The organism is Thalassotalea agariperforans (assembly GCF_053470345.1).
This window is the reverse complement of record NZ_JBQMWH010000006.1, coordinates 138,854-161,284: the sequence shown is the minus strand read 5'-3', so window position 1 is coordinate 161,284 and position 22,431 is coordinate 138,854. Positions and strand designations below refer to the sequence as shown.

Genomic DNA, 22,431 nt, shown 5'->3' with positions numbered 1-22,431 from the left:
CCTATACTCCGTTAATGAACCAGATAAAGGGTATAAAAAAACCGCGGTTAAGCGGTTTTTTATCAAGATAACAAGGGTTAATTACCAAACAACGGGCATAAATACCGTCATTTCAGCTAAACCACGGTTACTCCAAGCATAATAAGGAACTAAATCAGCCTTATATTCTTGCCAATCTGGTTTTTTAACTGCGTTATACATTTTATCTGTTTTAACCGGGCGTAATAAAGCATCCGCTTTAATAATGGTAGTGCCACCTAAAAATTCAGGGCGGTAGTCTACTTCTAAAGCTGAATCACCTTTAACGTACACATCTAAAACACTTGAGCCTTGCGGTAAGTCAGGTGTTTCAACACAGTACACAACAGGACCACGTTTAATAGCAACTTGGTTACGTACTTCTTCAATACGTGGATTACCTTCAATAAAGGTCGCTTCCATTGGAATATCGATAATGATCACATCACCGGCTTTCCATTCGCGGTTAAGAATAGCGTATGTTGCAGGTTCTGCATCAACACCAGCATCTTCACCATTAATCGTGATGGTGGCACCTGTTGCCCAACCTGGTACACGTAAAGCAATATCAAAAGCATCAGCTTTACATTCTTCAACGGTTAATTTTACTAAACCTTTCCATGGGTATTCAGTGTCTTGGCTTAGTTTAATTGCTGAGCCATCACGCATTGTGGTGGCTAAGTTATTACTACCATATAAATTAACATGAACGCCGTTGTCAGCTAAGCTGTATGCCCAACCTGAAAGGTTAGAAATAGTACGAACAAGGTTAGGAGGACAACAAAAACACGCTAAATATCCTTCACGATTAGGCGTTTCAGTTACGTCAGCATGTGCGTCATAGTCACGTGTATTGTGAAGCATTCTTAATGGGTTAGCATAAAAATAATCTTTACCTTCAATACTAATGCCTGATAACCCACTATTGTGCATAACCAATTCAATGATATCAGCATATTTAGCTTCACCATTAATACCTAACATTCTAAAACTAAACATAGCGTTACATAAGTTTGCGCAAGTTTCATTGTATGCGGTTAGGTTAGGCATCATGTAATCGTCGATAAAGCCTTCTTCGATCATATCGCGGTTAGCTGAAGCACCATAGTGAGTTTGACCAACAGCACCAGTTGCGTACATTTTCTTCTGCGTTACGCTTTCCCATAAACGCTCTAAAGCGGTTATTAATGCTTTTTCACCGGTTTCAGCATACACGTCTGCAGCACCAGCATAATAATATAAAGCAAGTACAGCATGGCCAACAGGATCAGTTGCTTCACGTAATGGGGTACGTTCTTGTACCATATCACCAATCGGGTAACCAACAGTGGTTGAGTCGTGCACGATGTCATAAGTACCACGGCGGTCAATAAACTTTTGCGCTAGTTTTAAGTATTTAGCTTCACCAATTGTACGGTAAAGTTCAACTAAGCCCATAATTTGTGTTTGGTTAAAACCAAAACGACGGTAGTGCTTAGTATCAGGGAAGAAAATTGTATATAGCAATTCAGCGTGTTTAATTGCAATATCTAGAAAATTACGTTGACCGGTCATACGGTAATGCGCACAAGCAGTAATTAATAAATGACCTGTGTTGTACATTTCGTGATACTTACGGTTTTCGTAGCGATCAGCTTCTGGATCTAACTGAATTTGAGTCTGTAAATAACCATCAGGCTCTTGTGCTTTACCAATGATCTCGATGTATTCATCAAGCTCTTTTAATAGTGATTCGTTTTTTGATAAGCCGTAAGCGTATATTTTCGCTTCCATAAACTTGTAGAAGTCACCGTCATGCCAATACATCCCTTGGTGTTTACCTTCTTTTAAGCCGGCGGCTATTTTAAAGTTATTTAAGGCATGACCAACGTCACCACATAAAACGTCACCCATGTACGGGATCATTACATCAATGGCTTTTTTGGTTTTATCAGCCCAAAAACCGGTAGTCCATTGACAATCACCAAAGTTTATCGCGCGTAACTTTACATGTGGGCTTTCAGAATTAGCCAAAATTGCTTTATCTTGTACATGGTTTGTACTCATGATTTTACCTCTTTGTTATCTTCTTAGGCCGTTAATTACGCTTTTCAAAGCAAAGGCCAAAATTAATTTGTGTATTTAATTCTAGAACTTTAAATAGTATAGGCTTATGTATTTAGCTGTTTATTATCAATTATTGTTTTCGTTGATATTAAAATCATTACTGAGCTAAAACTCAGGTTAAATGAATACAGTCATTACACTACCTTATAGTAAACATAATATGTTTAAATTGATGTTATGTATAGTTTAAAGTGAAAAAATTTTAAACTATTTACCTAAACTTTACTTTAGTCATTGTTTTTATTGTTTTATTACTTGGAGTTAATGGCGGTAAATACAGGTATATTTAGATAAAGTTCCAAGCTTATTTAACGTATTTAACTAAGTAAGACACTTTATAAAAAATAAAAAGCCCAGTACCTTAAAGGTTTACTGGGCTATCTTGATTATTTACGAATTGACTAATCCGCGCTAACTTCTAACAATAATACGCCTTTTGAAATTAACTCAAAGTCACTGGCTAGGGCCTGACTTGTCATCATATTAACGAGGCTAACTTTGCCACCGTCTTTTAATGCTAAGTTCAATTTAGCGGTATGCTTGCCAAGGTTATTTAAGTGGACAAGGTATTTGCCGTTTTCTTGCTTGACGACACGCCAGTTAACACCTTTGTGTGCCGAACCATTGTCTTCTGTAAGATCTAAGTCGGGTAAACCTGTTTTCGCCGCTTCTAGCGCAACTTTACGAATTTCTTTAACATCAGCTTTGCCGTTGAGTGCAATTAATTTGCCTTTGCTTTCGGTCAGCGCTTTAGCATGTGCCTGGCCGTATTCATTTTTGCTTAAGCTTTTTTCGCTATCAACAATTACCGTACCGCCTTGGTCTAAGTATGCTTGTAAAGACGCTAGCTCAGCAGCAGTAACAAACTCAGTTTTGTATACCACAATAGCATCCCATGAGTTGTTATCTTGCTTTTTAATGATTTTTTCTGTGGCGTAACCCATAGGGAAACCATCAAAGAATAATTGCTCGTACATATCAAATTGTTCAGTTTGATGACGTGGCTTATTAATTGCCGATGTTTCTGAATAAAATAAACGGATAGGGCGACGTTGCTCACGCAATGCAATAATTTCTTCAGAGAAGCTGTTCATGTTGTACATAACTTGCGTGTAAGCATTTGAAATATGTGGCTGTTGGTTGTTAGAACCCGCAAATGAACCTGCTAAGGCTGGGTCAAAGAAGTTCATTTCACCTTCTAAACGATCTTCAGGTGAGCCATCAGGATCACGCGCCCAGAACCACGCTAAGTTAGCATCCATACCTTGAAGCGTTGATAACCAGTAAACACTGTTTACGTAGTCAACTGACGTGTCCATGTCACGCCACCAAGACGCTGATAAAAAGTGAGACTCAGAGTTAAAGTGGATCTTGTTTGGTGCAACCGATTCCATGAAATCATAAGATGTTGCAAGTTCTTCCCAGTACCAACCGTAATGAGATTGCCATGGTTCATCTTGAGTAAAGTTGAGTTTACGTTTTTCACGCGTTTGTGCGTCATCACCAATCATTGAGGTTAATTCAGTTAATGATTCAACATCAATACCATGCGATCGGCTATTTTCACTGAACATGTTAGGCATAATTTTTAATGACGTATGCGCTTCAGGGTTACCTTTACGCAATTCACCTTGTAGGAAAGTAAACCAGTTGATGGTGCGATCCATGTGGTAACGGTTCCAGTCATACCACATTGGTGTGCCACGTGTTGCAATATCAATTGGGATCTCAATGCTTACCTTCTCAAAGCTTGTAAATTGAGTACCCCAGTTTTTATTTAAGGCGGCAATATCACCTTGGTAGCGTTTGTCTAACCAAGTTTGTAAATTTTTAAGGGTATATGAAGAGATGCCGTTCATTTCTTGGAATTGGTGGCTCCAATGCATTTTGTCGCCATTTTTTTCAGAGTACCAGTGTGGTTCGTTTGATAAAATGTATCCCATACGAGAGACTTTTTTATCTTTGGTCATTTCACCGGTATGCTTGGCGATTTTGCCCCACGTTTCACGCACTAATGGGTTATCGATATCGTAACCGGTAAATAACGAACGGCCTTTTCGCACTTCTGGCTCTTTATCTTCAATCCACTTTGGAATACCCATGTTCCAGTAAATTAAAAAGCCGATGTTTTCATCAGAAATTTGCGTGATTTTCTCCATTAGTTTCTCATTCCAAGTACCGTCTTCGTTCAGTAGGAAAGAGTTAATGGCACGGTCATGATCAACTTCGTATAAGTCTTCACCGCCGTGGAAAATTGCGCCTAAGTGGTCGTTGTAGACTTCTTTTTCAGAAAGTGGTGTACCCACTGATTTTGAGAAATAGTCGTATAAGAAAATAGGCTTGCCGTTACTAACAAACATATTGTCGCCAGCGACAGTATTTTGCCAATCAACTTTATTCACTGGGCGACGAACAATTTCACCACTAAGTACTTGGTCTAATTCAGCTAAACCAGTATCAAGTATTTGAATAACTTTAGTGCGTTGAAAATCAGGAAGGCCAGCAGCTAGCTCATCTTTTTTTGCTTTAAACGGGCCGTATTGCTCAAACATGTAGTTAACTGCTTTTGGGTTAGCTTCATCCCAATCGGCGTACTTTAAAAATTCTTTAGCAAACCATACAACAGTCTCTTCACGTGTAACATCTAAGTCTTTTGCACGTGCTACAGCCATTTTAGCTTCAAGTTGGAAGATTTTTGTTAGCGCTTCTTTTTCGAGTGGCGTAACAACTTCACCGGTAACTGGTACAATAGAAGATGTTGTAAATTCGGTTTGGATCGTAGGCTCTTCAACCTCTGGCGATGTACATGCACTAAAGCCAAAAGGTAATGTACCTAATAGCGCGGCATAAGATAATTTTTTAATCATAAAAATCTCCGATGATAATGGTTTTTTACACAAATATGTAAAGCACTTATTTGTGGCAAAAAAGTTAATTTTGGCAGCTATTTTCCAATAGACGCTGTTTAATATTCGCATAGGCGGAAAAATACGAAAGCATGCTATGGTAAGCATATTTTCTAACTGTGAATTTAAATACTTTGTCATCAAGGTGCTTGCCTGCTTCCAAAGAAGCACCGTGGGATAATAAAATAATGCGTTCATTAGCCAGTTAAAATTTGTATAAAGTTCAACAACATACAAACAAAGTTAAACAGCGCTAGCTAATTGACTTAAATTAGTCGTAAATAACACTGAAAATTTAGTGATCAACTGCATAGTTCATGTGTTCAGGTTTTTGCCAGACTCTTAAGTACTCAACTTCAAAATCGACAATACCATCATCTTTTTCACCTTCTGGGCTGTTCGCTTCTAAATCTTCTTTTGAATCGGGATAACCGCGCCAAGGAAAAGATTCTGAATCTAACCAAAGGTGCATGGCTTTATCAATAACATAGCCTTTGTCACGGCCTTTTTTCTTAGCAAATGCTTCAACTTCAGCAACAGATACATCGGACACTAATTTGCCATCAACATAGTAACGCATGCCTGTTTCAGTCCACTCAAAACCGTAGGTATGAAAATCAGCAGCGACTCTAAAACCTAAATCTTTAGTTTCTGTGTAGGTTACGTTATTACCATTTTCATGACCATATTTTGGATCCCAGTCATGAACTGTCCACCATAGGTCTCTATCGCGGTGTGCTTGGCCTTCCATACGATGGCTACCAAAGTGCTCAAAAATATCAAGTTCTAACTCAGTATCATTACGTTGGCCATTTTTTACTTCGTGACGGGTAAACCATAAAGCACTTGATACTTCTGCGTCAGCCGCTTTTGCGCGTACTTCAATATAGCCATAACGGAATAAATGGCGATTAATAATAGCGGCAGTAGTGAAGTTTTCGTATTTGTAGTTGACGTTATCTAAGCCTTGTTCTGTTGTGAAAGGAAAATCTGGTTCCCAACGTGTAGAAATTTTTAGCATACCGTCTTCTAAACGAACGTTACGTCCTGAAAATTGTGCTGGTGCGCGGCCAATCCAAACTTCACGTTCTGGGTGATCGGGGTCTTTGTAAATAGGATGGCCATTTTCATCAAGTTTACCGACGATAAACCACCTATCTTCATCTAGTGCCGCTGCGTCAAATTCGTCACTAACTTCAGTGTTTAATATCCAACCTGCTTGGTTACTTGTGTCGCTCAATGGTGCAACCGATAAGCTAGTTTTTTGTTGTTCTACTGCTGTCGTATTTATAGCTTCGTGATCATTACAACCTGATACTTGGCTAGCGGTTATCAGGGTTACCAAGCAAAGTAGCTTGGAAAGCGATTTATTGGATGTTTTCGATAATAAATTTTTCATATGTTTATTGTCTTTTATAGTTACGAAAGTAAAAACGTATTAAACAGTACATTTAGTACCGCGCTTATTAATAATACATTACTGAGTAATTCTTAAACCTGAGCTAACTTTTACTATTTTATCTTCCTGATTGAATCATTAAATTTATACATAATTTAATGATTAAACATGCACTTGGACTACAGGTTACTGTTTAGTTGACGGTACATTAAAGCCGAGTTTTAGATTATTACATTGCATTAATCTAAATTCTTAATGTAAGATGTCACGATACATCATATGTTTATTGTTGTGTGATTTCAACTTAAAAAATAGCCGAATTGGTAATCGTGATTTTACTGGCAGGTCATTAGAGCAAGTCACTCACTAACAGTTAAAATAGGAAAAATTATGTTTATAAATAAAAAGAAAGTATCACTAAATATTAGCGGTGTGATCTGCTCCTTATTTTATTTAAGCGCTTGTCAAAGTGTAACTGCGGTAGAGACAAGTAGCGAAATTACTGCTCAAGTAAATTTTAGTGAAGTGGCCTCGGGTTTTGCCCGAGAAAATAAAAATCGTCGTAAATGGGATGCACCAACCATTGCCGATCTAGATCAAGATGGTTACCCCGATTTACTATTGAATGATCATGGTTATAGCGTCAGCGTAATGTGGAATAACCAAGGTAAATATGCCAAACCTTATGATATTTTAATGGGAGATATTCATGGTATTGCCGTTGGTGATTTTGATAAAGACGGTAATTTAGAAGTGTTTTTATCTCGTGGCGGTGGTTCTGGTGGTAATGCGCGTAATACCAAGGCTTATCGGGTAAAAAAACGTAGCTTTACTGCGATTGATGAGGAGTTTAAAACACCTTTAGCGCTAATGCGTGGTCGTACCTTAAAACTGAATGACTTAGACAATGATGGCGATCTTGACCTTGTAAATTTTGCATTTCCTTCAAACGAAAAAAACGGAGAAAGTGAAAACTATATTTATGCCAACACGGGTAACGGACAGCTTGAAATCGCAAGTATGTTACCGGCAGTTCGTCAAGATGGCCAAAAAACATTAACCACCGATTTTAACGGCGATAATATTACTGACTTACTTATTTACGGTCATGGCAGTGTAAAACTGTATCAAGGTGACGGTAAGTTAACTTTTACTGATGTAACAGATAAATTGCTTAAAAATAAAATTAACGAAGTTACCTCAGCCGTAGAGTTTGATTTCGATAACGATGGTGATTTTGATATTTTCTTGACCCGAGGTACTGAATTTAAAGCAGGACAAACCTTTTATAATGCTGAAGATCAAGTCTTTGGTTATTACACTAAACGAGGCAAGTTTAACTTTGATAAGTTAGCAGCGGGAGAAGTGTTAAAACTTGAAAACTTACAATCTCAATGGCCGCATCAAGGGCTGTTTGTTGGTGAGTCAAGTTACCCTTATCAATATGAAGGTGAAATACATTCTGGTCGAGATGTTACTTTTGTTAGTAGTGATGCGTTAGGTTTTCCTGATGATTCAATATTAAATTCAAAAGAAAAAGGCACCTATGTGGGCTATGTTGGCAATAATTATTGGCGTATTGCGGGTGATATTTTTTCACCATCAACGGGAGTTGCACATGGCATTAAATCAGCGCCAGAAAGTTTTAACGATCCTGGTTTAGATAACGTATTACTTGAAAATCGTGATGGTAAATTTGTTGATGTGACAAATAAATTTATACCACAAAATACGGAACATTCTATGGGCGTATCGGTAGCTGATTTTAATAATGACGGTTTTCAAGATTTAGTGATCGTAAAACGCGGAAATTTAGTTAGTGAAAATGTCTCGGTAATTTATCTGAATCAAGACGGTAAATCATTTACTCAAGCTAGCACACATGGGGTTGTTTCAACAGAGCTAGGTGCTATTGGTATGGGCGTTGAAACCGTTGATTACAATCTTGATGGCTTTGCTGACATTGTAATTGGTAACGAACGCGGTAAATGGCATTTATTTCAAAATGAAAGTAACAATAACGGCTTTTTACGGGTTATTGTTAATAATTCAGTAAAAGGTGATGCCAGTGCTGTTGGGGCTATGGTAAAAGTTGATGCTTGTAAACTTTCTCAAGTTAAGCGTGTTGGCGGTGCTAGTGGTGCTGCTTATTCTCAAAGTTTTGATAATAAATTAAGTTTTGGTTTAGGTCGTTGCAACAAACAAGCAACAGTTAAGGTTACTTGGAGTAATGGTGAAACAGAAGTTAAAACCATTAATACCAATGCTGATGTTATGTTTGGGAAGTAATTGAAATGATAAATCCCAAATTAATATTCAGCGGTTTAATGGCTGTTGTTTTTAATGCAACTCATGCCGCTGATATTCCACCACCATTATCTGATCCTGAAAACCGTGCTGGCTGGACAATTAATACTGACGTTTCAGATGAGTTTAATGGTAACGACTTCGATAGAAACGTATGGTGGAACCAAGGCGAAAATGGTCAATGGAATGGCCAATGGAAAGGACGTGCCCCCTCGCAATTTAACCCAGATAACGTTGCTGTTAGAGATGGTTACTTATATATGACGGCGCGTTGGCAACCTGATTACCCTTTTGCTGACGAATATCAGGGAGGTAATCCTACCGGTAACTTAAAGTATGGTGAAGTTGCCCCAGTAACAACTGCCGCGCTTTTAGGAAAAAATTATTTCTTATATGGTTATATGGAAATGCGCTCTAAAGCGGCGCCAGGGCCTATCTCAAGTTCATATTGGACAACCGGTAATCAAGGCGAAACCGATGCCTTTGAAAGTTTTGGCTATAACCCAAATAACAAATGGTCAGCTAAACGATTTCATACTTCATTTCATGATTGGCGGGTAACTGATGGTGTTAAATCGCCAACTTATGGTCAACGTATTTGGGATAATTCCCATATTTTAGATTTTAATGTTGCCGAGGATTTTCATACTTATGGTTTTGAATGGGATAAAGATTATGTTGCTATATATATTGACGGCGCTTTAATTAATTGCGTTACTCGCGCTGAAATGGGTGATGCATGGGTGGCAACGGGGGCACAGCGTCCGTGGATTGATATGGAAATTTTTTCATGGGAAGTACCCGCGAGTAATCTAAGCTCAGCTCAGTTTAATGGCTCGAAAGGTATCGATTTTGTTATTGATTATGCCAGAGTGTACCAGCGCAATACGCCTTCAAGTGGAACCTGCCTTGAACGACCTAATTTGATATCAAACCCTAGTTTTGAAAATGGCATGAATGATTGGCATTCGAGTGGCACAGGCAGTGCTACTAATACCAATAGTTCGGTACATGATGGCGATTCTGCGGCATCGTTAATTGGCTCGGTCACTATTGAGCAAAATGTAACGGTTGAGCCTAATACAACCTACATTCTTTCAACATTTGCTAATTCGACAGGAACAAATCAAGCTGCAGGAATATGGCGTAATGGTCTGCTGGGTGTTAAAAACTATGGCGGCTCGGCAACAGATGTTAGATTTTTTAAATCAAGTTGGCAGGAGCAAAGTTTACAGTTTACAACGGGAAGTAACACCACAACCGCGACAGTATATTTTACTAAAACGCAGAACGAAGCTTTTTTGATTGATGAAATGCAGCTTTACCGGGTTGGAAGTTTATTACCGAATAAGGCAGTTAGCAGTGTTAATTTACCAGAAACTTCAATCAGCCTTAATATTAATGATTCGATCTCGCTAAATGTTGAAATATTACCACTTGACGCGAGTGATAAATCAGTGACTTGGGTGTCATCTAACCCTTCCATTGTTACAGTTAATTCTGAAGGTGTGATCACCGCGATTAGCGCAGGCAATGCCGTTGTTACCGTAGAAACATCAGATGGGTTGCTCAGAGACACTGTTGACATTAATGTTAACGCAGCGTCATCAGAAATCTCTGTCCTAGGGATTTCTTTACCATCATCTGTTGTATTAACGGTGGGAGAAACACGCAAACTAGATGCTGTCATATTACCTGAAAATGCATCGGATAAAGCAATTACCTGGTCTTCGTTAAATGAAACCGTAGCCACAGTAACTAATAACGGAACGATCAGCGCGCTGGCTAAAGGTACAACTACCATAAGTGCAATAACAACGGATAATAATCACACGGCGACGACTCAATTAACGGTTAATGATGTTAATAAACAAGAAGTTGAAACTAGTACATCTTCCGGTGGCGGTAGTTTGTCTTTAAATTTAATTGCCGTTTTAATGGTTAGTTTTATAACTTTAAGAAAGTTATTTAAAAAGTAAAAAATAGTAGAGTATAAAAGGTAGTTTAACTCACTATTTATATTGATGATTGTTTACAATTTGTCTTGGCTTGATTTTATAGATATATCAGTTGTTTGGTTTAAATTAAAGTAGCTTAATCGCTTAGTTAAATGGTATAATTTTTAGTATTTAAGTATAAAAACATTGAATATATAAACGTCCTATGTTTATATATTCACAACCTTTTTTGACCTGATTAGTAGAAAGAATAGAGTATGAGCGAATTAGTTTATTATGATTTAAAATCCTCATCGACGATGGGACACAGTCTGTCTGTGCAAATTGCGCGTGAATTAGGGCGAAGAATTGTTGCTGGTGCTTTTGAGCCTGACACTTTAATTGATGATGAAAATGCCTTAGCTGAACGTTACAAGGTCAGCCGTGTTGTTATTCGTGATGCCGTTAAAATTTTGGTTAGTAAAGGTTTATTAGATGTTCGTCGTGGTATTGGTACTAAAGTGAGACCACGCAGTTGCTGGATATTATTAGATGATGATGTTCTAGCTTGGCATATTACTGCGCCGCCAAACCCTGAGTTTTTACATAAATTAATGGATATTCGTTTATGTTTTGAGCCTAAAGCGTCTCGCTGGGCAGCTGAACGTGCAAGTGATGAAGACCTAAAAGCCATTGAAGCTGCTTGCATTGCAATGGAAGAAGAAAAAGGCAATGTTGAAAAGTTTGTTATTGCTGATGCTTTATTTCATAAGTCGGTATTACGAGCCGCTAATAATGAATTTTTAACGGCGATGGAAGGGGTGATATATTCTGCTTTATTAGTCAGTATTCGTATTACTAATCAAGACCCAAGAGAAAATGACACCTCTGTACCTTTTCATAGAGAGCTTTATGAAGCCATTGCTTCGAGAAATGGTGATCTGGCTGAAAGTATGACAGAAAAATTATTAAGTGATGTAACTCGTCGATTAAAAGCGAAAAATTATAAGCCTTTATAAATGATTAAATAAATTTAATACATCTTTCTATCGTTAAAGAAATGATAATAAAAAAGGATAAATAGCTGAGCTATTTATCCTTTTTTTTAACTCTTTTTATCCGTGGTCCGGGCAATCATCATAAAGAATCATCATTGATTTATATGCGGCGTTATTGATTTTTACAAGGTTCCCGCATGGATGGGGACATCAGGGTAACGCAGAAGCCGTTACCGAGAATAACCATTTTCTTCAATCAATGCCTTGCCTCTAAGCTTTTAAATTATCGCTAAGCGATCACTTTCTTATACGTATTGGTATTAGTATCAAAATTTCTTTAATTGGGTAAATCAATTATTAAGTTAACTAATCGTTCTATGCTTCCATTTATGCTTTTAAGTAATTACCTACCTGTATTTTATATCAAAAACAGCTAAAAGTTATCGGGCTATTTATCAATAAACCCTCCTAAGTTATTAAATTTTAGTCTTTTTTATTTCAATTAAATAAGTTTGTAAAAAGTCTTGATTATTAAAACATCACATGTTTAAATTATGAATACAAACATATGATGTTCATATTGTTAGAATCTTAATTAAGGTTGTAGATGTTTTATCAATTTCTACTAAAGTTATATTCAGCAAAATGAGATCGCTCCAAGCTTTATAAATTTGAATGAACCACTGGCTTAGCCATGGCTATATAGAGAAGTAAAATATGAATTTTCGCACTTATATTAAGTTAGTTTGTTTATCTACATTGATTAGTTTTTCAGTTCATTCTGAAGAACAATCTGCATCAGCCCAACAAGTTAAACCTAACATTGTGTTTTTATTTTCAGATGATGCTGGTTATGCCGACTTTGGTTTTCATGGTAGCAAAATAATGAAAACCCCTAACTTAGATAAGTTAGCCAAAGAAGCAACGTTATTTACCCAAGCCTATGTTTCAGACCCTACATGTGGCCCATCACGCGCGGGTTTAATTACCGGCAAATACCAACAACGTTTTGGTTTTGAAGAAAACAATGTTCCAGGCTATATGAGCGCAAACTCAGCTAACGATGGCAATGATATGGGTGTGCCGGTTGAAGAAAAAACCATGGGGCAATATTTACAAGATCAAGGTTATGCGACGGCTTTTTATGGCAAGTGGCATTTAGGTGGGGCTGATAAATTTCATCCAACTAAGCGTGGCTTTGATGAATTCTATGGTTTTAGAGGCGGTGCTAGAAGCTACTTTCAATACTCTGATATTCCAGCCAGCAAACTTGATTTAAATGAACGTGGTTTTGGCAATATGGAAGAGCCACAATCTTATTATACTGATTTGCTTGCTGATGAAGCCATACAGTTTATTGAGAAAAAAGCTAAGCAAAACAAACCGTTTTTTACCTTTGTTTCATTTAATGCTGTACACACACCAATGGAAGCACGTCCAGAAGATCTTGCTCAGTTTCCAAATTTAGAAGGTAAGTTAAAAACCTTAGCTGCAATGACGTTAGCATTAGATCGAGCGTCAGGGAAAATCATGGATAAGCTTGCCGAATTAGGTATTGATGACAATACCATCGTTGTTTATACCAATGACAACGGCGGTCCTTCAGATAAAAATGCGTCAAGCAACTCACCATTAAGTGGTACTAAATCAAATCATTTAGAAGGTGGTATTCGTGTTCCATTTTTAATGAAGTGGCCTAATAAAGTACAAGCCAACGCAAAGTATACCTACCCGATCAGTTTATTAGATTTATTACCAACTTTTTATGCAGCAGCAGGTGGGAACGCTGAAAAATTAACAGATATTGATGGTGTTGATTTATTACCTTATTTAAATGGAACCAATGAAGGCCGCCCACATGAGTTCTTATATTGGAAAAAAGATACACGCGCCACTATTCGTCAAGGCGACTGGAAACTTATTCGTTATCCAGACAGACCAGCACAGCTTTATTACGTGCCTGACGATGTTAAAGAGTTAAACGATTTAGCTGCGCAGCATCCTGAAAAAGTTAAAAGCATGTTTAAAAAATTATTTGCCTGGGAATCAACGTTAGAAAGACCAAGATGGTTACTACAACGTAAGTTCGAAAATTACGATATTGAACGTCAAGATCGTTACCACTGGCAAAATTTAGAAAAATAAAAGGTTCGAAGTTATCTGGGGTATTTGACCAAAGTTATTATGGTTAATGCTTAAAGGGGAAGGGTAAGTTACCCAGATAACAGAAGATGTAAGCACAATTCACTCAACGTATTAATAAGCTAGTACGAAGGTTATCAGGTTAAGTTTTACTGCCAGCCTTTAAAACAAAGAAAGTGGGGAACACATGAGATACAACTTTAAATTAACAGCAGTATCAGCAGCAATACTGGCATCTATGTCAGGTAACATTGCCATAGCTGAAGAAGAAAAAAAAGCGGATGAACCAGCTATTGAAGTCATCGAAGTAACAGGCTTTAAAGGTAGCTTACGTAAAGCGATGAACGCTAAGCGTTTTGCCGATGGTGTATCAGATTCAATTCATGCAGAAGATGTTGGTAAATCAACCGACCAAAACATCGCAGATGCATTATCTCGTGTAACGGGTGTAACTGTTCAAGAAGGTAATGGCGAAGGTGCTCGTATATCCGTACGTGGTACTAACTCAAGCATGAACCAAATCTCAATGAACGGTGTTGCCTTAACTGGTGGTTTAAATGGTGACGGATCAACAGATGGCACTACGGCTGATAACAGTGTTGATTTAAGTACCTTTTCATCTGACATTTTATCTTCAATTGATGTATTAAAAACGGCAGCTGCCGATCAAGATGAAGGCTCATTAGGTGCAAATATTGTATTACGTACGGTTAGACCACTTAATCTAAATGACAATCGACGTGTATTTTCTCTAGAACAGCGTTTTGATGACTATGCCGGTAAAGATTCTTATCGTTTATCGGGTAGCATTTCTGAAAAATTTCTAGATGACAGCCTAGGTTTTATCTTTACTGCCTCTAAAGATACATCTGTTAACCGTAGTGACCGAATGAACTCAAGTTTTTATGAGTTTGCTCAGCCTATTGCTGATGCTATGACAGATGATCCAAGTGGTCGTCGCGCAATTGATGCTGCGACTGGTAAAGCTATTCGGATTTTAGGAGAAGGTCAAACAACCGCTGATTTAGCCGATTGGGATCCAGATACACAAATTGCTCATGATGGTGATTTAAATGTATTGGTTCGTGAAGGGCATCAACTAGGTAGTAATTTAACACACAGAGAGCGTGTGTCAGTTTCAACTGGTATTCAATTTCAACCAACTGATGATTTAGACATTCAATTAGATTTAACTCACAGTAGCCAAAAAGTCAGTCAAGACAGCCATACAATCGCCTTTAACTATGGCCCTGATGTCCCACTTCTTCATGAAACTGATCCGACAGAATGGAATGCAGTTGATTTAACAACCAATACGTTACAAAAATCACTAAGTCGCTCACATACCGGTTCTTTACAACGTTATGCTGGTGATCGTGAAGTTGAAACTAACGTTGCAACGATAACTATTGAACATAATATTACTGATGATTTAACGGCTAATTTATTAGTGGGTTATTCTAAAACTACTGATGAGACCCCAGATGCTAATGAAGCAGGTCGTTTTATTGCGTTATCTACCAATACATGGGGTGGAACGACAAGAGAAATTATTGAAGGTTTAGACGAAACTAATCCTAATGTAACTATTGAACCGGTTGGTTTTGATTGCTCACAGGGTGATTCATCACAATGTTCGCTATTTTCTGGCACTACTTTTGCCGAAATTGATGCGCTTGATGGTACAATTAATAACGCGACTAGCCGCTTCAATCCGCTTGATTTAAACGGTAACCATTTAGGTTCGTTAACCCTTCGAGATAACAAGCAATCAGATACAAACAAATCGTTATTTTTAGATTTTAATTGGGCTGTTGAGTTTTATAATATTACTGGCTTGGAGTTTGGTGCTAAATATTATAAACGTACCAAAGAAGTTAATATACAAAACCACATTGCTACTACGGCTGCTTCATTAGTTGATGAAAATAATGGTAATCAAGATTTCCAATTAGCCGGTTTTGGCTCTATCAATCTAAACGACATGATGTCGGGCAATGCATTCCCATTTGATGATTTTGGCGATGGTGTTGTTGACGATAGAAGTAATGAATTTTTCCAAGGCTGGCCAATGCTAGACGGTGAAAAAACGTTACAAGCGATCACTAACCGTGCCCCAGGTACTGTTGGTTTCCGCGAAGCAGCAACTGGTAGCCGTGAAATGGAAACTGAAACAAAAGCTGCTTATTTTAAAGTTAATTTTGAATTTATGGATGGCCGCTTAACCGGTAATATCGGTACTCGCTATGTTAAAGATGAATCAGTTGCTACTGGTGTCGGTGGTATTAACTTTATTCGCTTCCCACAAGTAGTTGACCCTTACGATTTATTAGTTACCCGTGGCCTTGCTACGATAGAAGGACAAGATCCTTGTCCACAAGCGATTGCTGGTAATGATTTTGGCACTGATACGCAGAATCGTCAAAACGTTCCTGCAAATGATGCTGACTTAAGAGGTTGTTATGCGTGGCAGGTTTCGCATGCTTATAACTATACTGAAGATGCAACAATTCCTGTAGATGCTGATGGCAACTGGATCATTGAAGGTCCTGATGGCACATTCGGCCCACATGTTAACCGTTTAGTTTGGGGCGCTCCAACAGCTGATGGCATTACACAAGTACCATTACCATCTGAGGTATTAGGTGCTGATGGTGTTTTATACTCAACGTCGCAACGCCAGAACCGTGATTTCTCAACAAGTGGTGAATTCTGGCCATTTATTGACCGTTCAACTTCATTTGCTAATGGTGTACTAGCGCGTGATGATTTCAGATCTAGCGTTCGTGAGGCTGTTGTTACAAACACGGGTGGTGCAGAGGTTTGGTTACCTAGTTTAAACCTTAATTATGCTATTAATGATGAAATGATTGGCCGTTTTGCTGTATCAAAAACCATGACGCGTCCTCAGTTTGATTCATTAAATCCACGTACGCAAATTCGCGAAATTCAATGGGGTCCTTCTGTTGGTTCTGCCGGTAATACAAACTTACAGCCGCTTGAATCGAATAATATTGATCTTTCATATGAATGGTACTTTAGTGAATCAGGTTTGCTTTCTGCAGCGTTATTCTTTAAAGACATGAAAAACTTTGAGCGTACCGTTACCACGCCATATCACTACAAAGATGTGCGCACAGAGTATGACTTAGATTCAGCCGATTTATTGTTAGATTATGATGCTGATCGTCAAGTAGGTGATGCTGATGGTTGTATGCCTCATCGTCAATCAGCGGGATTCTTCCGCGAATTTGTGATTGCCTGTGACACGGTGAATATTGAAGTTATTAAAAATGGTGCAGGTTCATCGATTAAAGGTTTAGAGCTTGCTTATACGCAAAACTACGACTTCTTGCCTGGTAATTGGTCAGGTTTAGGTGCAAGCATTAACTACACGTATCAAAAGTCTGAATCTGATGCTGAAGCAATTGGTACGTCAGGGTTATTTACGCAACCTTTACCACAACCGTTTACACCAATGCATTCAGCTAACAGTACGTTGTTCTGGGAAAAAGACGGCTTTATGGTGCGTTTAGCACACCGTTGGACTGATGAGCAATTGGTTGATGATGGTTTAATTGGTGGTACTACTTGGCAAGATGCCTCGGGCCGTTTCGATATCAGCTCTAGTTATCAATATAATAAAAACGTCATGTTTACTTTCCAAGCAACTAACTTAACAGATGAAACACGTCGTTTGTTTTTTACTGCAAAAGAAACTCGAGGGTGTAGCGATTGTACAGACATCTTAATTGATGAAGGTAATGTGCTTGATGATGATTCAATCAGTCGTGAGAGAACTACAGCATTGTATCGTACAGGTCGCCAGTTCCGTTTTGGTGTTCGCGTTAACTTTTAGTAACGATTGAATACATAACCTAAACCCATATCAATTTTGGTTATCTAAATAAGATAACCAAAATATAAAAATAAAATTTGGAGAAGTAAGATGAAAACCCACTTACTAAAAACGACATTAATTGCTGCAACTTTATCAAGTGTATTAACCGCTTGTGATACGGCAGACAAAGGTAAAGATTATAATTTTTCAAGCGAAGAGCAAGTCAGCTTCGCTACTGAAAATCTGCAAGTATCATTAACAGAAGGTAATGGTTCAGTTGAAGTAGATTTATTAGCTGGTGCTATGGTCGGTGATGTTGCCTTATCAGGCTCTGATCTAACTGTGTTTGTATCTGAAATGGTATTTCCATCGCCAGAGGAAACTGTACCTGCTAAGTTCTACACTTATGAATCGCCGTCGGTTGGTGTTGTTAATCAAACGATTTCACCGTTTTCATTAACTGCTGATAGTAAAAAATTAGTGGTAAACACAGACGCTTTTGATTATCCAGCACCATCTGTACATAACAACGCATGGCGTAGTAGTTTGCATGAATGTGATATGTCTGATGAAAACAGTGGCCGCACTACTGGACAAAATGCAGGCATTATTCCTGGACCTGATGGTTTAGTGGATAACCCATCATCAGTAACGTATAACATTTCTTATGTTGTTGACGCTGGTTTTGTTTTAGCGCCAGGTGAAGAACCTGCACGTAGAACATTATCGTTAACGATTAATGCAGCGCCTGATGTGGTAACTGAGGTTGTTGCAGCTGATATTGAACTTCCTGCGGGCGGTACTGCTCAGTTAGTTGCACAAACTAACCCTAGTTATGCATGCAGTGATTTATCATTAACTTACAGCGTTGCTGATACCAATATTGCGACAGTAAATGCCAATACTGGTGAAGTGACAGGTGTTAGTCAAGGCACCACAGAGGTTACTATTACTCATACCGGTACTGGTATGTCTACAACGGCTAACATTACTGTTACTTCTGGTTTTACCTTAGCCATTACTAATCAGCCTAATGATGAACTTGGTTCACCAGTAGGTATGAAAGAAGTACCTGCGTGTACTATGACTGGTGTTGTTGTTGAACCGTCAAACGCAGCTGGTGATTTAACAGGTAGTTATACCTATGATTGGATGTCATCTAACCCAGATGTTGCTTATGCCTCAGAGCACATGCGTGGTTTTGGTGCGACAGGTATGTTTAGTACTGGTACAGAAAACCCAGCGGATCTTGATAACTTACCAACAACTACAGTAACGGTTGGCTATTTAACGGGTGATACGGGTTCAAATGACTCTGCTGACACAGCTGATAAATCAATTGAATTAACTGTTCAACCAAATGCTGCTTGTAATTCAGTTGCAACATCGTCATTTGATAATACCTTTGATTCCGATCAAAAACCTTATGCTCCAATTGGTACAGACTATGGTTCATCTAGCCGTAAAGCGACAGCAGGTATTAATGGTAGTGGTGCTATATCGTTTGTTCGTAATTCGACCCCACTTCCTGTACCGGATAATACAGCAAACAGCAGTGGCGTAGCAGGGGTTAATTTCTTTGATTGGCAAGCAGGTCCTACTGCGACTAGTTGGTTTGCAGTAAACTATGCTCAATTCCCTGAAAGTCATAATAAAACTATTAAGGTATCTATGTGGGCTAAAGTGATTAAAGCTGACCCTACTAATACCGATGATGTAACGGTTACCCATCATCTTTTACCTTGGGTAGTTGTTGACGGCCCGGATAGAGGACCTAAACGCGCTATTGGACCAAACTTTAAAGGTACTATTCCTGGTGATGCAAACGGCGAATGGGTTTACATTGAGTTTATGGATGTACAATGGACAGACGGCGCTATACCAAATGATTCATTTACAATACCTGATACTTGGGTACATAAAAATGGCAACGCTGAAGCTGACTCTTCTATGGTTCCTGAGTGGATCTTTGATGGACTCTCTGCAGGCGATGAAATTTTAATTGATGAATATTCAATTATTGAAAAATAACCCGTAGTTATTGTATTAAAAGCCACCAATAAGGTGGCTTTTTTATTTATAGTAGCTATTGCTAAATATGTAATACCAATAAAGGAAAAACTATGCGTGCCTTAAAATTAATCACACTATTCCCTTTGATTTTATCAACTTACAGTATTGCTGAGGTGGTTAGGCCAACAGGCTTTGAGGCCGGCAATGAACGCTGGCAGCTTAAGGGCAATCGTTCTGATGACTTTAGTGGTGATAAGTTAAATACGGCTATTTGGCAAAATGCGCCAAAAAGTTTAATTGTTGGTGCTTGGACATTCGAGCAAGATAATAGCTTTGTTAAAGACGGTAAGTTAAATATTCAAGTAACCCAAGAAACTCACACTCGTAAATTCCCAGATGTTTGCCAAGGCGGTAAAAGAGTAGACCGTGAATTATTTTATAAATCTGGTGCGGTCAGAACACACGCCGAAAGTGTTTACGGTTTTTATGAAGCGCGCATTAAAGGTGTTAAAGTATTTCCTGGTTTAAGCCCTGCGTTTTGGTTATATAGTGATGGCCACCCGTATTCAGACAGTAAGGTTGAAGGTTCGGTAGATTATAGTGAAATTGACATTGTTGAATTACAACAAGCTGACTGGCATGGGCCTAAGGCCGATGATGCCGATCCAATTAATGTAATGGATCATAACTTACATGCACGTTTAATTGGTAAAAATGGCAAGAAAATTTGGCGTCGTCCTAAACCATTCCCAGCTGAACAATTATTGCGGTATGAAGCGCCGTTTGACCCATCAGAAGACTTTCATACTTATGCGGTAGAAAATCGTAAAGACAAAATATCTTGGTATGTTGACGGAAAATTAGTTGGTGAAAAGGCTAATTTGTTTTGGCATCGCCCTATGCACCTTATATTATCAATGGGATTGCGCCGTCAATTCATAAAATATAATGCAAAATGTCAGCGTGCCGATCCTAATCCTGATAATGTTACTAAAGTGGGCTTTCCGGAAGATGCTACCATGCAAATTGATTATGTTAAAACATGGCAAGCGTTACCTGCTATTTGGTTAGATAATGCTGATAAGTTGCTATCAACGGCTCATCATAATCAACAATCATTAATGGTTAATATTAAATACCATGCTGGTAGTGATTATCATCTTGTAGAAGGTAAAAGCCAAGGTATTACAATAGCGTTAGTTGAAAAAAATGCTGACGGTTTTGTACGTTTAGTAACTAAAACTAACGATGCTGCCGTACTGGCGGAAAATAAAAGGTATGGTGGTGAATTAGCGGTAGCGCTTGAGCTTGATAATATTAAACCTTCTGATGAGTTAGCCAAAGGGCATTATTATGCTTTGTCTGCGTCTTTTAATTCATCGAACGGTAAAGAAATTTATTTAACTAAAGATATCAGTCCGATAATAATAAAGGACTAATTTTGGTTATTTGTATGTCTGTTTTTTTTGGCCTCTGTAGCACATTTTGTGTAACTGGCCAGTTTAAATAACATTTTCAAACGGTCTTCGAACTCAATCATAAATCGATTCAGGCCGTTTTCAAATTCCTTATTTGCATCATCTATTTTTTAATGCTTGCTCAATTAAATCGGTTCAGTCTACAAATTTCCAATAAAACGAACAAACTAGAGATGCATAGTGGCTTGTCAAGAAACAAATAATATGTTGGCTAAAATAATGTTAGGTTATTTATTAAATCTAAACCTGAATCTTCAACCTTACTTAAAAGTTAATTTGGCGTTATTACAGCGTAAAAAGAATTACACCAAAAGAGCTGCGAACACCCTAGAAAATATATAATTGAGTAATCGCAGGAAATCTCAAAGTTACCTGCATAAACCTTGGCAGTTTTCTTTGTTATGATATACGTCCAACCATAACTCTTTACGCTGGAGTGGAACCTTATCTGAAAGCAAGGGGTTGGATAATTCAAATATCCGCCTTGAGCTGTTTTCAATTTCTTTGACCGCTTCTCCAAAATATTTTTCAAATAGTTTGTCAAAACTACCGTCTAATAATGCCATTTCTAGTCCATAGTTAATATCTTTAGCGAGTTGATAATCGGTTTTATTGACATAAAAATAAAAAGCCGTCGGATAATGGATAAAGATGTTTGGATCAGCCACAATGTTTTTATTATTGATAAATTTTAATTCTTTCTTTACTTCCAGTAACGAGCGAGGGAAATAATCAACACGTTTTCGAGCTAGCATACGGTATAAACCTTTTTGGTCACCGCTCAGGTAAACATTAAAACCATTGCTTCTCAAGATCTCGCTGTCTGACCAACTGTGAAATTGTACCGCGAGTAAATTTTTTAGCTCTTTTTCGGAAGTTAAATTGGCAAATAAATTCTTATTATCTATATGGACTAAAGGAACACGCCAACCGTTCAAGCCTTTTAATATTGGAAAACGTATGGGTAAATATGAATTTTCACGCTCGATGGTTGCCCCATCAGCAATGATATCAATGGTCGTTTTTCTTTCTAGAAATTTATATTCGCGATCTCTGGGAAGATAATAACCTAAAGGGGAAACGGTATATTCGGTATTTTTTGAATACGATAATGCTAACCTGATTAAATTAGCAATGTAGCCGTTATTATTTTTTCCAGGATAAATGATCTCTCTAGAATGACTGGGAAAGCTAAAAGAAATGACTATTATAAAAATACTGATTAGCTTCATCATATAAGTTGCTCCGATAACCCTGCGTTGCTTACCTTGCCAAATTCATATACT

The 22,431-nt window shown here is 38.0% G+C and carries 11 protein-coding genes; 7 read left to right on the top strand and 4 right to left on the bottom strand.

What is annotated here, in order from left to right; translation table 11 throughout:
• Positions 1-81: 81 nt before the first annotated feature.
• From ACSLUO_RS10415 to ACSLUO_RS10405, 3 genes are all read right to left on the bottom strand, one after another.
• The gene (locus ACSLUO_RS10415; RefSeq protein WP_448248470.1) at positions 82-2,064 is read right to left on the bottom strand and encodes a glycoside hydrolase family 127 protein; all 1,983 of its coding nucleotides are present in this window, start codon (positions 2,062-2,064) and stop codon (positions 82-84) included.
• A gap of 461 nt (positions 2,065-2,525) precedes the next feature.
• Positions 2,526-4,991, bottom strand: a complete 2,466-nt coding sequence (locus ACSLUO_RS10410; protein ID WP_448248469.1) for an alpha-amylase family protein — start codon at positions 4,989-4,991, stop codon at positions 2,526-2,528.
• A gap of 334 nt (positions 4,992-5,325) precedes the next feature.
• A complete protein-coding gene (locus tag ACSLUO_RS10405; protein ID WP_448248468.1) occupies positions 5,326-6,429 on the bottom strand; it encodes a family 16 glycosylhydrolase in 1,104 nt (367 codons plus the stop codon).
• A 390-nt stretch (positions 6,430-6,819) separates the two neighbouring features.
• Here ACSLUO_RS10405 and ACSLUO_RS10400 point away from each other — a divergent pair, with 390 nt between their 5' ends.
• The 7 genes from ACSLUO_RS10400 to ACSLUO_RS10370 all read left to right on the top strand — a co-directional run bounded on the left by ACSLUO_RS10400 (position 6,820) and on the right by ACSLUO_RS10370 (position 21,106).
• On the top strand, positions 6,820-8,718 hold the full coding sequence (locus ACSLUO_RS10400) for a CRTAC1 family protein (protein WP_448248467.1): 1,899 nt from the start codon (positions 6,820-6,822) through the stop codon (positions 8,716-8,718).
• A 5-nt stretch (positions 8,719-8,723) separates the two neighbouring features.
• Positions 8,724-10,715: an Ig-like domain-containing protein gene (locus tag ACSLUO_RS10395; RefSeq protein WP_448248466.1), complete on the top strand. Its 1,992-nt coding sequence runs from the start codon at positions 8,724-8,726 to the stop codon at positions 10,713-10,715.
• Between the two features lie 236 nt (positions 10,716-10,951).
• Positions 10,952-11,692 carry a FadR/GntR family transcriptional regulator gene (locus tag ACSLUO_RS10390; protein ID WP_448248465.1) on the top strand — a complete coding sequence of 247 codons (741 nt, stop codon included), beginning with the start codon at positions 10,952-10,954 and terminating at the stop codon, positions 11,690-11,692.
• A 696-nt stretch (positions 11,693-12,388) separates the two neighbouring features.
• On the top strand, positions 12,389-13,816 hold the full coding sequence (locus tag ACSLUO_RS10385) for a sulfatase-like hydrolase/transferase (protein ID WP_448248464.1): 1,428 nt from the start codon (positions 12,389-12,391) through the stop codon (positions 13,814-13,816).
• 184 nt (positions 13,817-14,000) lie between these two features.
• Positions 14,001-17,672, top strand: coding sequence for a TonB-dependent receptor domain-containing protein (locus ACSLUO_RS10380; protein WP_448248463.1), 3,672 nt, complete (start codon positions 14,001-14,003; stop codon positions 17,670-17,672).
• 90 nt (positions 17,673-17,762) lie between these two features.
• Positions 17,763-19,685, top strand: coding sequence for an Ig-like domain-containing protein (locus ACSLUO_RS10375; RefSeq protein WP_448248462.1), 1,923 nt, complete (start codon positions 17,763-17,765; stop codon positions 19,683-19,685).
• Between the two features lie 92 nt (positions 19,686-19,777).
• A complete protein-coding gene (locus ACSLUO_RS10370; protein WP_448248461.1) occupies positions 19,778-21,106 on the top strand; it encodes a family 16 glycosylhydrolase in 1,329 nt (442 codons plus the stop codon).
• 407 nt (positions 21,107-21,513) lie between these two features.
• On the opposite strand, the gene ACSLUO_RS10365 is transcribed toward ACSLUO_RS10370, so the two are convergent.
• The gene (locus ACSLUO_RS10365) at positions 21,514-22,380 is read right to left on the bottom strand and encodes a substrate-binding periplasmic protein (protein ID WP_448248460.1); all 867 of its coding nucleotides are present in this window, start codon (positions 22,378-22,380) and stop codon (positions 21,514-21,516) included.
• Positions 22,381-22,431 lie beyond the last annotated feature (51 nt).